Origin of the sequence: Arthrobacter crusticola (genome assembly GCF_004357995.1) — a bacterium.
Taxonomy (GTDB): Bacteria; Actinomycetota; Actinomycetes; order Actinomycetales; family Micrococcaceae; genus Arthrobacter_D; species Arthrobacter_D crusticola.
Map to the genome: position 1 here is coordinate 374904 of NZ_SMTK01000001.1, position 13622 is coordinate 388525.

Genomic DNA, 13622 nt, shown 5'->3' on the forward strand with positions numbered 1-13622 from the left:
GCCGGGGTCAGCGGGGGGATTCTTCCTGCGGAGGGTCCGGAACGTACATCAGGTAGGTGTCGAGCATGGAACGGTCGGTGGTAAGCCCCTGGGAGAAGAGTTCGAGGGTCGGCGATGCGTGGCGTTCAAGGTACCCGCGCAGGATCGAGGAAAAGTCATGGGGGTCCTGCGGCGGGTGCACGCTGAGATCGAGCAGCACCGCGCCGAACCCCTGCAGGGCCAGGCAGCGGGCCCGTGCCTTCTCGTCCCGGGAGGGGCGGATGGTGCCCGCTGCCACCCCTTCGGCGAGCCACCCCTCCACCTCCTCGGCGAAGTGGTCGAGGAAGGACCCGGCAGCGGATCCGCCCTCCTGAAGGCAGCGGATGGCGTAGGCCAGGAGGTGGGCGGACTCCTCGACGGTGGCCAGGCCGATCAGGCCCTCGACCGCCGCCGGCCCGCCCGTTGCCTGGCTCTTGTAGGAGCGGATCTGCTCGAGGACATAGCCGTCGCAGGCTTCCCGGAGGCCGTCCTTCGAGCCGAAGTGGTGAAGGACCAGAGCCGGGCTCACCCCGGTCTCCCGGGCAATGGCGCGCAGTCCCACCCGGAAGCCGTCGCGTCCGAACAGCCGGACCGCGGCGTCGCGGAGACGTGCCCTGGCCGTCCGGTCCTCCGGGCGGTCAGCTCGAACGAAGGCGCCGGCTGAACGCATGTTCAGCATGCTAACCACCCGCACAGTGGCGCACTAGGGCCGAAAGGACCGATCCTGTCCGGGGCGGGCCCGGCCCGGGCTCAGGGGCGTGCCGAGGCCAGTGCGAAGAGCCGCGACCGGTGGTGGGTCGCCGAGTCCAGGAGTGCGCGTTCCTCTGCGGCCTGCGCGGTCCGTGGCCGGCCGTTGACCATCTGCTGACGGGCAAAGGCGAGGCGGGTAGCGGCGCGGATGAAGGCCTTCATCTCGCTGCGGGCGCCGAAGGAGCCAGCCCAGGCGAGGGCCTGCGCCCGCCCCGGACCGGTGGCGAGCATCGACACCTCCTGGGAGGTGAACCAGCCGGCGTCGACATAGTCACCGAGCCGGGATTCGGTCAGTCGGCGCTCCGCCCGCCGGATCAGCACCACCGCGACGATCGCCACGCAGAACAGCGGGACCTGGACGAGCAGGTAGAAGGAGAAGAAGTCATCGAACAGCAGCACCGTCCCCCCGTTCCAAAGCATGTGCCCGGCGATCGCGGGGACCAGGCCCAGGAGGAAGGCCGGCAGCACCCGGGCCGGGCCGCCGCCCCGGCTGACCGCCCGCCCCACCACGAAGCCCAGGGCGGCGGTGAACATCACGTGGGCGAACGGCGAGAACAGCCCGCGCAGCACGAACACGCCGACGACCGCACCCAGGGTTCCCGACTCAAGGATGGCCGAACTGAAGTAGAGGATGTTCTCGGTGAAGGCGAACCCCGCGGCGATGGTGCCGGCATAGACGATGCCGTCCACCGGGCCGTCGAAGTGGCTGCGCCGGGAGTAGACGAGGATCAGCACCCCGAGTCCCTTGGCGAATTCCTCGACGACCGGGGCCTGCAGGACCGGGCCGATGACGTCGGTCGAGGTTGAGTCAAGGGCCACGCTGAGCAGGCCGAGGACGTAGTTTCCCAGCAGCAGCGTCACGACCACGGAGATCCCCGCACCCCACAGGAAGGCGAACAGCAATGCGCCGCGGGGCTCCGGATCCCAGCGGTCGATCCAGCCGATGCCGAGGGCACAGATGCCCAGCGGCACCAGTGCCAGCACCGCGCACAACACCAGTGCCGTCGTGCCAAGGGACTGCGACAGGAACCAGACGAGCGCCGCGAGCACCAGGGCGGTGACGAGCAGCAGCACGACGTTGAGGGCGCCGGCTCCGCGCTTCACGGGCCGGTCCCATACCGGAGGCGGGGGAGCGAGCCCGTTCCACTGGGGCGCCGGCGGTGCCGAGCGCTGGGTTGAGGCCTCCCACCAGGAAAGCCCCTGATGGCCGGGGCGGGCCGAACCGGACGGATCGTAAAGCGACATACGCCCAGACTATTCGCCGTGAGTCCTGTGATACTTTTGAGAACGCAGCCAACCTTTAAATGCCGTCCTGTGAGGCGGGGAAGGAGGAAGCGTGATATGACCGTGCCCGCACCGCATGCCGGAGCCGCACCGCGCGTTGTTCTCGCCGAAGCCGATATAGACCGCGCGCTCACCCGCATCGCCCACGAGATCCTCGAAGCCAACAAAGGCTCCCAGGACCTGGTCCTCCTCGGCATTCCCCGCAGGGGTTTCCCGCTGGCCCAGCGCCTCGCCCGCCGCATCGGCGCCGTCGATCCGTCCGTTGACCCCCGCGCCATCACCGGTCAGCTCGATGTCACCATGTACCGGGACGACCTGCAGCGCAATCCCACCCGCCCGCCGCGGGCCACCCAGCTCCCGCCGACGGGGATCGACGAGAAGGTCGTGGTCCTCGTCGACGACGTCCTGTACTCCGGGCGGACCATCCGCGCCGCCCTTGACGCGCTGGCCGACCTGGGCCGGCCCCGCATCGTGCGGCTCGCCGTCCTGGTGGACCGCGGGCACCGGGAGCTTCCGATCCGCGCCGACCACGTGGGCAAGAACCTCCCGACCTCCTCGGCGGAACGGGTCCGGGTCCACCTCGAGGAGATTGACACCGCCGGTGGTCGTCCCGTGAACGAAGTGGTCATCGAGGGCGGCGCATGAAGCACCTCCTCTCCACCCATGACCTCGCCCTGCCCGACGCGCTGCGCCTGCTCGACACCGCGGAGGAGATGGCGGCGGTGGGCGAGCGCGAAATCAAGAAGCTGCCCGCCCTGCGCGGGCGCACCGTGGTGAACCTGTTCTACGAGGACTCGACGAGGACCCGGATCTCCTTCGAGGCCGCCGCCAAGCGGCTCTCCGCGGACGTCATCAACTTCGCCGCCAAGGGCTCCTCGGTCTCCAAGGGCGAATCACTCAAGGACACCGCCCAGACGCTTGAGGCGATGAGCGCCGACGCCGTCGTCATCCGCCATCCCGCCTCCGGCGCCCCCGCCCGCCTGGCCGCATCCGGCTGGATTGACGCGGCGGTCCTCAACGCCGGCGACGGCACCCACGAGCACCCCACCCAGGCGCTGCTCGACGCCTTCACGCTCCGCCGCCACTGGGCGAAGGTGGCCGGCACCGGCTCTCCCGGCAGCGACCTCGCCGGCATGCGGGTCCTGATCGTGGGGGACATCCTCCACTCGCGCGTCGCCCGCTCCAATGTGTGGCTGCTGAAGACCCTCGGCGCCGAGGTCACCCTGGTGGGTCCGCCCACCCTGCTCCCCGTGGGGGTCGACACCTGGCCCTGCACCGTGCGGTACAACCTGGACGAGGCGCTCGCCGACCGGCCCGACGCCGTGATGATGCTCCGGCTGCAGGCCGAGCGGATGAACGCCGCCTTCTTCCCCTCCACCCGGGAGTACTCCCGGCGCTGGGGGTTCGACGACGCCCGCCTCGCGGCGCTCGACACCCTGGGCCTCGGCGACACGGTCATCATGCATCCCGGACCCATGAACCGGGGTCTGGAGATTTCGGCCGCCGCGGCGGACTCGGTCCGCTCCACCGTGCTGGCCCAGGTGCGCAACGGCGTCTCGGTGCGCATGGCCGCGCTGTACCTGCTGCTTGCCGGCGGCACCCACGACGACCCGGCCGCGCCGACCGTGCGCGCCAACCCCGCACTTTCCCCCACGAAGGAGCCCGCAGTATGACCGGCGCAGAACCGACACCCGGAAACGGGTACCTGATCCGGGGCGCCTCCCCGCTGGGCGGATCCCGCCAGGACCTGCTGATCCGGAACGGACGCATCGTGCGGGTTGGTGCCGGCGCCGCCCCGGAACCCGGAACCCGCGTCATCGACGCCGACGGGCTGATCGCCCTTCCCGGCATGGTGGACCTCCACACCCACCTGCGCGAGCCCGGCCGCGAGGACGCGGAAACGGTCGAGACCGGATCCCGTGCCGCCGCACTGGGCGGGTTCACCGCGGTTCACGCCATGGCCAACAGCTCGCCGGTGGCCGACACTGCCGGCGTCGTCGAACAGGTGTACAGCCTCGGGCAGCGCGCGGGCTGGGTGGAGGTCCGCCCGGTCGGCGCCGTCACCGTCGGTCTGGCGGGGGAGCGGATGGCCGAACTCGGCGCCATGGCCGAATCCCGCGCTCGAGTGCGCGTCTTTTCCGACGACGGCATCTGCGTCTCGGACCCCGTTCTAATGCGCCGTGCCCTCGAGTACGTGAAGGCCTTCGACGGGGTGATCGCCCAGCACGCCCAGGAGCCCCGGCTCACCGAGGGGGCGCAGATGAACGAGGGCGAGGTCTCCGCCGTCCTGGGCCTGACCGGGTGGCCGGCCGTCGCCGAGGAGAGCATCATCGCCCGCGACGTGCTCCTGGCCCAGCACGTAAACTCGCGGCTGCACGTCTGCCACGTCTCCACCGCCGGGTCCGTCGAGATCCTGCGCTGGGCCAAGGCCCGCGGCATCCGTGTCACCGCCGAGGTCACCCCGCACCACCTGCTGCTCACCGACGACCTCGTGCGCAGCTACAACCCCGTCTACAAAGTGAACCCGCCCCTGCGCACCGCCGATGACGTGCAGGCACTGCGGGAGGCCCTCGCCGACGGCACCATCGACGCCGTCGGAACCGACCACGCCCCGCACCCCAGCGAGCACAAGGAATGCGAGTGGGCGCAGGCGGCCATGGGCATGACCGGTCTTGAGACCGCCCTGTCCGTGGTGCAGCACACCATGGTCGAGACCGGCCTGCTCGACTGGGAGGGTTTCGCCCGCGTCACCTCCACCCGGCCGGCCGAGATCGGGCGGCTCGCCCACCAGGGCAGGCCGCTGACCGAAGGGGAGCCGGCCAACGTCGTCCTGGTCGACCCGGCCGCGCGGTGGACCGTCGATCCGAATAAAATGGCAACGATGGGACGCAACAGTCCTTTCGCCGGGATTGAGCTTCCCGGCCGGGTCCAGGCGACGTTCTACCGCGGCCACCCCACCGTCCTCGACGGCGCCCTCAACGCGCCGCTCACCCCGGCTGCAAAGGAAACCGCGTGGACTGGCTAGGCCCGCTCAGCCTCACCGTTTTGATTGTCGGCGCCGTCTTCGCCCTAATGGCCGTGGGCTGGCGCAACCGGCTGCGCCGGCAGGCCGCGGTGCCCGCCCCGCCGGCCGCCCCGGCCGACCCCGGCCCGGAGCTGTACCGGACCGAAGGCCAGTACGTGGCCACGACCACCGCGGGGGACTGGCTCGACCGCCTCGCCGTCCACGGCCTGGGGGTGCGCTCCGAGGCGGTCGCCACGGTGCACCCCGACGGCGTCCTGCTGGCCCGCCGGGGCGCCCCGGACGTGTACGTGCCGCGGAATGCCCTCACCGGAGTGCGCCTCGAGTCGGGCATGACCGGCAAGTTCGTTGAAAAGAACGGCCTGGTCGTCCTTTCCTGGCGGCTCAACGGCGAAGGCGTCGACACCGGCTTCCGCACCCGCCACGCCACCGACAAGGCACAGCTTCTCGCGGCGGTCGCCGCCCTCACCCCAGCCACCCCACCGTCGAACGATTCCCCGATTGATCCCGAAGGCAGGAACCCCCAGTGAACCAACCCCCCACGTCCCCGGCAGCGGCGGTGCTCGTCCTTGAAGACGGCAGGTCCTTCCGCGGCCGCAGCTACGGCGCCGAGGGCACGGCCCTCGGTGAGGCGGTGTTCGCCACCGGCATGACCGGCTACCAGGAGACCATCACCGACCCCTCCTACGCCCGCCAGCTCGTGGTGCAGACAGCACCGCACATCGGCAACACCGGGGTGAACGCCGACGACGCCGAGTCACGGCGCATCTGGGTGGCCGGCTACATCGTGCGCGATGCGGCCCGCCGCCCGTCCAACTGGCGCTCCGAACTGAGCCTCGACGCCCAGCTCCGCGACCAGGGCGTCGTGGGGATCGAGGGCGTTGACACCCGCGCCGTCACCCGCCACCTGCGTGAGCGCGGCGCCATGAAGGCCGGCATTTTCTCCGGCGCCGCCGCCGCCCTGCCCGCGGCGCAGCTGCTGGAACAGGTCCAGGCGCAGCAGTCGATGGCCGGGGCGCGCCTCGCGGAGGAGGTGAGCGCCGAGGCGGTGTACACCGTCGAACCGGCCGACCACGGGTGGGACGGCGAGCCCCGGTTCACCGTCGCCGCCCTGGACCTCGGGATCAAGACCATGACTCCCCGGCACTTCGCCCAGCGCGGGGTGCGCACCGTCGTCTTCCCCGCCGACACCTCCTTCGAGGACCTCACGGCGGCGGGTCCGGACGGCGTGTTCATGTCCAACGGTCCCGGGGACCCGGCGACGGCTGACGTGCAGGTCGAGCTGCTGCGGCGGGTCCTGGAGCGGCGGATCCCGTTCTTCGGCATCTGCTTCGGCAACCAGATCCTCGGCAGGGCTCTGGGCTTCGGCACCTACAAGCTGCGCTACGGCCACCGCGGCATCAATCAGCCCGTCCTTGACCGGCGGACCGGCCGGGTCGAAATCACCTCCCAGAACCACGGGTTCGCGGTCGACGCACCGCTCGAGGGCCCCGTCGAGGCGCCGCACGGCGGCTTCGGCCGCGTCGAAGTCAGCCACATCAGCCTCAACGACTCGGTGGTCGAGGGGCTCGCGTGCCTCGACCTTCCCGCCTTCTCCGTCCAGTACCACCCCGAAGCGGCGGCCGGCCCCCACGACTCCGCCTACCTGTTCGACCGCTTCATCGACCTGATGGGCGCCGCTCACGGCGCGCAGCAGGCCAGCCCCGACAGCACCGCCCCGAGCACCCCCCAGGAAGAGAACTGATGCCCCGCAGAACCGACCTCAAGAGCGTCCTGGTCATCGGCTCCGGCCCCATCGTGATCGGGCAGGCCGCCGAATTCGACTACTCGGGCACCCAGGCGCTGCGCGTGCTCAAGGAGGAGGGCCTGAGGGTCATCCTCGTCAACTCGAACCCGGCCACCATCATGACCGACCCCGAATTCGCCGACGCCACCTACGTTGAACCCATCACCCCCGAGGTGGTCGCCAAGATCATCGAAAAGGAACGCCCGGACGCGCTCCTTCCCACCCTCGGCGGGCAGACCGCGCTGAACACCGCCATCGCCCTGGACAAGAACGGCATCCTGGAGAAGTTCGGCGTTGAGCTCATCGGCGCCAATATCGCCGCCATCGAGCTGGGCGAGGACCGGGAGAAGTTCAAGGGCGTCGTCGAGCGCTGCGGCGCCGAATCGGCCCGCTCAGTCATCGTCCACACCCTGGACGAGGCCCTGGCGGCCGCCGGCGACCTCGGCTACCCCATGGTGGTGCGGCCCTCCTTCACCATGGGCGGCCTCGGCTCCGGCCTTGCCTACACCGAGGCCGACCTGCGCCGGATCGTCGGGCAGGGCCTTCAGTACAGCCCCACCAGCGAGGTCCTGCTCGAAGAGAGCATCCTGGGCTGGAAGGAGTACGAGCTCGAGATGATGCGGGACAAGAACGACAACGTCGTTGTGGTCTGCTCCATCGAGAACTTCGACCCGGTGGGGGTCCACACCGGTGACTCCATCACCGTCGCCCCCGCCCTCACCCTGACCGACCGCGAGTACCAGCGGCTGCGTGACATCTCCATTGCCGTCATCCGCGAGGTGGGCGTGGACACCGGCGGGTGCAATATCCAGTTCGCCATCGAACCCTCCACCGGCCGCGTCGTCGTGATCGAGATGAACCCCCGCGTCTCGCGCTCCTCCGCGCTGGCCTCCAAGGCCACCGGCTTCGCCATCGCGAAGATCGCCACCAAGCTCTCCCTCGGCTACACCCTCGATGAGATCCCGAACGACATCACGCAGAAGACGCCGGCATCCTTCGAGCCGACCCTGGACTACGTGGTGGTGAAGGTTCCGCGCTTCGCCTTCGAGAAGTTCCCCGCCGCCGACACCACGCTGACGACCACCATGAAGTCGGTCGGCGAGGCCATGGCCATGGGACGTAACTTCACCGAGGCGCTGCAGAAGGCCCTGCGCTCCCTTGAGCAGAAGGGATCCCAGCTGTCATTCGCCCCGGTGCCCGCCGAGGAGGTCCCCGGCCTCATCGAGGCGGCGAAGCGCCCCACGACGGAACGGCTTTCCCAGGTCCAGCGCGCCCTGCTCGGCGGGGCGAGCATCGAAGACCTGCACGAGGCCACCGGCATCGACCCGTGGTTCCTGGACCAGCTGGTCCTGCTCAACGAGACCGCCGAGCAGGTGCGGACGGCCGGGAACCTGAGCGAGGACATGCTCCGCCTCGCCAAGCGCCACGGCTTCTCCGACGAACAGATCGGCGCCCTGCGCTCCATCCCCGACGCCGTGGTGCGCGGGGTCCGGCACGCGCTCGGCGTGCGCCCGGTCTTCAAGACCGTCGACACGTGCGCCGCCGAGTTCGCCGCCTACACCCCGTACCACTACTCCTCCTACGACGAGGAGGACGAGGTGGCCGACCACGCCCAGCCCTCGGTGATCATCCTGGGCTCCGGACCGAACCGGATCGGGCAGGGCATCGAGTTCGACTACTCCTGCGTGCACGCCTCCATGGCGCTGCGGCAGGCCGGGTACGAGACGGTGATGATCAACTGCAACCCCGAGACGGTCTCGACCGACTACGACATTTCCACCCGCCTCTACTTTGAGCCGCTCACCCTCGAGGACGTCCTCGAGGTGATCGCCGCGGAGCAGCGGACCGGGGGAGTGATGGGGGTCTTCGTCCAGCTGGGCGGGCAGACGCCGCTGAAGCTCGCGCAGGAACTGGCCGACGCCGGCATCCCCATCCTGGGGACCTCCCCGGAGGCCATCGACCTCGCCGAGCACCGCGGGGCCTTCAGCCGGGTGCTCGACGCCGGCGGGCTGATCGCCCCGAAGAACGGCACCGCCGTCTCCTTCGAGGACTCCAAGAAGATCGCCGACGAAATCGGCTACCCCGTCCTGGTGCGCCCCTCCTACGTGCTGGGCGGACGCGGCATGGAGATCGTGTACGACGAGCCGAACCTCTCGCGCTACATCGCCAACGCCACCGAGATCACCGCCGACCACCCTGTGCTGATCGACCGGTTCCTCGAAGACGCCATCGAGATCGACGTCGACGCCCTCTACGACGGCACCGAGATGTACCTGGGCGGGATCATGGAGCACATCGAGGAGGCCGGCATCCACTCCGGTGACTCCGCCTGCGTGCTGCCGCCGATCACCCTGGGCGCCGACGTCCTCGAGCGGGTCCGGACGGCCACGCTGGCCATCGCCGAGGGGGTGGGGGTGCGCGGGCTGATCAACATCCAGTTCGCCCTGGCCTCCGACATCCTCTACGTCCTCGAGGCGAACCCGCGTGCCTCCCGCACCGTGCCGTTCGTCTCCAAGGCCACCGGCGTGCAGCTCGCCAAGGCGGCGGCCCTGATCGGGGTCGGAGTCAGCATCGCAGAACTGCGCAACGACCACCGGCTGCTGCCGCAGCAGGGCGACGGCGGGTCCCTGCCCTTCGACGCCCCGGTGTCGGTCAAGGAAGCCGTGCTGCCCTTCAGCCGGTTCCGGACCCCCGAAGGTGTCGTCGTCGACTCGCTGCTCGGCCCGGAAATGCGCTCCACCGGCGAGGTCATGGGCATCGACCGGTACTTCGACACCGCCTTCGCCAAGAGCCAGGCCGCGGCGAACGCGGCCCTGCCGATCTCGGGCAAGGTCTTCGTCTCCGTGGCCAACCGGGACAAGCGCTCGATCATCCTGCCCGTCAAGCGCCTCGTCGACCTGGGCTTCCAGATCGTCTCCACCGGCGGCACCGCCGATGTGCTCCGGCGCAACGGCATCAGCGCCACCACGGTGCGGAAGGTCGCCGAGGGCGCAGGGGCCGACGGCACGGGCACCGTCGTCGACCTGATCACCAGCGGCGGCATTGACATGATCATCAACACCCCCTCCGGAGGGCAGGCCCGCGGCGACGGGTACGAGATCCGGGCGGCGGCAACCTCCTACGGGCTCCCCGTCGTCACCACCATCCCCGAGGTGGGAGCCGCCGTGCAGGCCATTGAGGCCATGCGTTCCTTCGAATGGTCGGTGACGAGCCTTCAGGAGCACGCGGCGAACCTGCGTGCCTCCACGGAGGCCCAGCATGCCTCCTAGCACCGGCACCCGGCCCGCCGGCGCGCCCCGCGAACCGTTCGGGGTGCGCCTTGCGGCCGCCCGGCGGCGCCGCGGCGGCCTGTGCATCGGGATCGACCCGCACCCGGCCCTGCTGGCGGCCTGGGATCTGCCGGACAGCCCGGCGGGCCTTGAGCGGTTCTCCCTGGCGGCACTGGAGGTCCTCGGGCCCGAGGCGGCGGCACTGAAGCCGCAGGTGGCCCTGTACGAACGGCACGGCTCGAAGGGCCTGGCCGTGCTCGAGATGCTGCTGGCCCGGGCGGCAGAGGCGGACGTGCTGACGATCGCCGACGCCAAACGGGGCGACATCGGCTCGACGATGACCGCCTACGCCGAGGCCTGGCTGGGCGACGGCGCGCCGCTCGCGGCGGACGCCGTCACGCTTAACCCGTACCTGGGCTTCGAGTCGCTGCGCCCGGCCCTCGACCTGGCCGCGGCCACCGGGCGGGGCGTGTTCGTCCTGGCCCTCACTTCCAACCCCGAGGGAGCTTCGGTGCAGCACGCCGGCGGCGCCGAATCGGTCGCCCTGAGGATCGTGAGGGCCGCCGCGGCGGAGAACCGTGCAGCGGCGGAGGCCGGAGCCCCCGGGTCCGTGGGCCTGGTCATCGGCGCCACCGTCGGATCCGCGGTGACGTCCCTGGGCCTTGACCTCGGTGCGCTGAACGGGCCCATCCTGGCTCCCGGTGTGGGAGCGCAGGGTGCGGGCGCCCGCGAACTCGAGGCGAGCTTCGGAGCCGCCCGCCCCCTGGTGCTGCCGACCTCGAGCCGGGCGGTCCTTGCAGCGGGGCCGGATCCGGCACGGCTTCGGGAGGCCGCGCGGTCCGCCCGCCGGGAACTCGATCCGCTCCCGGCAGTGGATTGATTTTGGGCCGATCGAGAGGATAGGTTCAGATCCAGCCCATTCTCCAAGACCAGCGGTGACCGGCATTTCACCGGGGCCGTCCAATGCAGGGAGCACTTGTGAGCCTGAAGCCTTTGACGGACGTCGAACGAACTCAGGCACGGAAGAAGGCCACCGCCGCGCGGGCAGCACGCGCCGAAATCAAGTCAAGCCTCAAAGCAGGTAAAGTCTCAGTAGCGGAAGTCATCGAGAGCAGCGCCGATGACGAGGCTGTGGGGCGGCTGAAGGTCCTCGACCTGCTCAAGGCCCTGCCAGGCGTGGGCGACGTACGGGCGGCGGCCATCATGAGCGCCGTCGGCATTGCCCCCACCCGCCGCGTGCGCGGGCTGGGAATCCACCAGCGCAAAGCGCTCATTGACCATTTGAACGATTCGAACCCTGGCTCCGCCAGGAAGTGAGGAACTACGTGTCGAAGCCGCGGCTGACAGTACTGGCCGGGCCAACGGCCGTGGGCAAGGGAACCGTCTCCACCTACATCCGGGACAACTATCCCGACGTGTGGCTCTCGGTGTCGGCCACCACCCGGCCCCCGCGCCCCGGCGAGGTCCACGGGATCCACTACTTCTTTGTCTCTCCGGAGGAGTTCGACGCCCTCGTCGCCGACGGCCAGCTGCTCGAATGGGCCGTGGTGCACGGACGCAACCGGTACGGCACCCTGCGCAGCACCGTTCAGGAGGCCATGGACGAGGGCAGGTGCGTGCTCCTGGAGATCGACCTGCAGGGTGCCCGGCAGGTCAAGGAGACGATGCCGGAGGCCAATTTCGTCTTTCTGGCCCCGCCCACCTGGGAGGAACTGGTCCGCCGGCTGATCGGCCGCGGCACCGAAAGCACCGAGGAACAGCAGCATCGGCTGGAAACAGCTAAACTGGAGCTTGCCGCCGAACCGGAGTTTGACCACACCGTGGTCAATGACAGTGTCGAACACGCGGCTGACGAGCTTGTTTCGCTGATGGGACTGCGCCCCCTGCAGCGCTAAAGCGCAGGCCATGAATAAGTAACAGCTCAAGTAACGCCTATTTTTTGGAGATATTTCGTGTCAACACAGCCCGAAGGCATCATCAACCCGCCGATCGATTCGCTCCTTGAGGCATCGGACTCGAAGTACGCCCTGGTCATCTACGGTGCCAAGCGCGCCCGCCAGATCAACGCCTACTACTCCCAGCTCCACGAAGGCCTCTTCGAGTACGTCGGCCCCCTGGTCGACACCCGGCTGAACGAGAAGCCGCTGTCCATCGCCCTGCGCGAAATCGACGAGGGAATGCTCGTCGCCGCCCCCATGGAGCAGGCCGAGTAACGGCCCCGACGGGCAGGATCCGAACGTGAGGGTAGTCCTCGGCGTTGGAGGAGGGATCGCGGCGTATAAGGCCGCATCCCTCCTCCGCCTCTTTACCGAGGCAGGCCACGAAGTCACGGTCATCCCGACCGACAACGCCACCAAGTTTGTCGGCGCCGCGACCTGGGAGGCCCTCTCCGGGCGCACCGTGAGCAACAGCGTCTTCGACGACGTGGAGAAGGTCAACCACGTCCGGCTCGGGCACGAGGCGGACCTGATCGTCGTCGCCCCGGCCACCGCGGACATCCTCGCGCGCGCCGCCGCCGGTCTCGCCAACGACCTGCTCACCGGCACACTGCTGATGGCCTCCGGGCCGGTGTTTATGGCCCCGGCGATGCACACGGAGATGTGGCGGCACCCCGCGACCACCGCGAACGTCGACCTCCTGCGCTCCCGCGGGGTCCACGTGATGGAGCCCGCCACCGGCCGCCTGACCGGGACCGACTCCGGACCCGGTCGGCTTCCCGAGCCCGCCGACATCTTCACCGCAGCCCTCGCCTTCCACCGCGGCCGCACCGGTGCCGCCGCCGGGCCGCTGGCCGGACGCACCGTCACCATCACCGCCGGCGGAACCCGCGAGCCGCTCGACCCGGTACGCTTCCTCGGCAACCGGTCCTCCGGCAAGCAGGGGATGGCCCTCGCCGAGGCGGCCCTGGCCGCCGGCGCGTCGGTGAACCTCATCGCCGCCGCTGTCGAGGTGCCGGCCCCTGCCGGGGTGCGTCTGACCCGCGTCGAAACCGCCCTCGAGCTGCGCAGCGCCGTCCTGGCCTCCCTCGCGGAGTCCGACGTGCTCATCATGGCGGCCGCCGTGGCCGACTTCCGCCCGGCCCAGGTGGCGGAGTCGAAGATCAAGAAGACCGACGACGCCGCCGAGCCCGTCCTGCAGCTGGTGCGCAACCCCGACATCCTCGCCGAAAGCGTGCTGCGGCGCGCCGACACGGGAGGCCCCGCGGTGATCGTGGGGTTCGCCGCCGAGACCGGCGACCCGGACGCCGACCCGCTGACGCACGCCCAGCTGAAACTCAAACGCAAGGGCTGCGACCTGCTGGTCCTCAACGTGGTGGGCCGGGACCTCGTCTTCGGCTCCGACACCAGCGCCGCGCTCATCCTGGCGGCCGACGGCAGCGAGCCGCTGCCGGTCGAGGGCAGTAAACGCGAGGTCGCCGAGGCGGTCCTCGCCCGCGCCGCGGCGGCGCTGAACCCCTGAACCAGCGCAGTTCCCTGTTACGCCGCCCGCACCT

General features: G+C 70.1%; 13 protein-coding genes. 11 read left to right on the forward strand and 2 right to left on the reverse strand.

Translation table 11 applies throughout. The features are described 5' to 3' along the window. Window positions 1-7: 7 nt before the first annotated feature. A complete protein-coding gene (locus E2F48_RS01755; protein ID WP_133402285.1) occupies window positions 8-688 on the reverse strand; it encodes a TetR/AcrR family transcriptional regulator in 681 nt (226 codons plus the stop codon). An 80-nt stretch (window positions 689-768) separates the two neighbouring features. Next, complete coding sequence (locus E2F48_RS01760; protein WP_133402286.1) at window positions 769-2013, reverse strand: PrsW family intramembrane metalloprotease; 1245 nt, start codon at window positions 2011-2013, stop codon at window positions 769-771. Between the two features lie 96 nt (window positions 2014-2109). On the opposite strand from E2F48_RS01760, the gene pyrR reads away from it, so the two are divergent. The 11 genes from pyrR (at window position 2110) to coaBC (ending at window position 13588) form a co-directional block, all read left to right on the forward strand. Continuing rightward, window positions 2110-2697, forward strand: a complete 588-nt coding sequence (gene pyrR, locus E2F48_RS01765) for a bifunctional pyr operon transcriptional regulator/uracil phosphoribosyltransferase PyrR (protein ID WP_133402287.1) — start codon at window positions 2110-2112, stop codon at window positions 2695-2697. Next, window positions 2694-3725 carry an aspartate carbamoyltransferase catalytic subunit gene (locus tag E2F48_RS01770; protein WP_133402288.1) on the forward strand — a complete coding sequence of 344 codons (1032 nt, stop codon included), beginning with the start codon at window positions 2694-2696 and terminating at the stop codon, window positions 3723-3725. The genes pyrR and E2F48_RS01770 overlap by 4 nt, the downstream gene beginning before the upstream one ends. Then, window positions 3722-5077, forward strand: coding sequence for a dihydroorotase (locus E2F48_RS01775; RefSeq protein WP_133402289.1), 1356 nt, complete (start codon window positions 3722-3724; stop codon window positions 5075-5077). The genes E2F48_RS01770 and E2F48_RS01775 overlap by 4 nt, the downstream gene beginning before the upstream one ends. Continuing rightward, window positions 5065-5604 (forward strand): PH-like domain-containing protein, encoded by a 540-nt coding sequence (locus tag E2F48_RS01780; RefSeq protein ID WP_246018472.1) that lies wholly within the window; start codon window positions 5065-5067, stop codon window positions 5602-5604. The genes E2F48_RS01775 and E2F48_RS01780 overlap by 13 nt, the downstream gene beginning before the upstream one ends. Beyond that, window positions 5601-6818, forward strand: a complete 1218-nt coding sequence (gene carA, locus E2F48_RS01785; RefSeq protein WP_133402290.1) for a glutamine-hydrolyzing carbamoyl-phosphate synthase small subunit — start codon at window positions 5601-5603, stop codon at window positions 6816-6818. The genes E2F48_RS01780 and carA overlap by 4 nt, the downstream gene beginning before the upstream one ends. Then, entirely contained in the window at window positions 6818-10129 is a 3312-nt protein-coding gene (gene carB, locus E2F48_RS01790) for a carbamoyl-phosphate synthase large subunit (RefSeq protein WP_133402291.1), read from the forward strand. The genes carA and carB overlap by 1 nt, the downstream gene beginning before the upstream one ends. Next, the gene (gene pyrF / locus E2F48_RS01795) at window positions 10119-11009 is read left to right on the forward strand and encodes an orotidine-5'-phosphate decarboxylase (RefSeq protein ID WP_133402292.1); all 891 of its coding nucleotides are present in this window, start codon (window positions 10119-10121) and stop codon (window positions 11007-11009) included. The genes carB and pyrF overlap by 11 nt, the downstream gene beginning before the upstream one ends. A 98-nt stretch (window positions 11010-11107) precedes the next feature. Then, complete coding sequence (gene mihF / locus E2F48_RS01800; protein ID WP_120165448.1) at window positions 11108-11446, forward strand: integration host factor, actinobacterial type; 339 nt, start codon at window positions 11108-11110, stop codon at window positions 11444-11446. 8 nt (window positions 11447-11454) lie between these two features. After that, the gene (gmk, locus tag E2F48_RS01805; RefSeq protein ID WP_133402293.1) at window positions 11455-12024 is read left to right on the forward strand and encodes a guanylate kinase; all 570 of its coding nucleotides are present in this window, start codon (window positions 11455-11457) and stop codon (window positions 12022-12024) included. Between the two features lie 57 nt (window positions 12025-12081). Then, complete coding sequence (gene rpoZ, locus E2F48_RS01810) at window positions 12082-12342, forward strand: DNA-directed RNA polymerase subunit omega (RefSeq protein WP_120165450.1); 261 nt, start codon at window positions 12082-12084, stop codon at window positions 12340-12342. 25 nt (window positions 12343-12367) lie between these two features. Beyond that, on the forward strand, window positions 12368-13588 hold the full coding sequence (gene coaBC, locus E2F48_RS01815) for a bifunctional phosphopantothenoylcysteine decarboxylase/phosphopantothenate--cysteine ligase CoaBC (protein WP_133402294.1): 1221 nt from the start codon (window positions 12368-12370) through the stop codon (window positions 13586-13588). Window positions 13589-13622 lie beyond the last annotated feature (34 nt).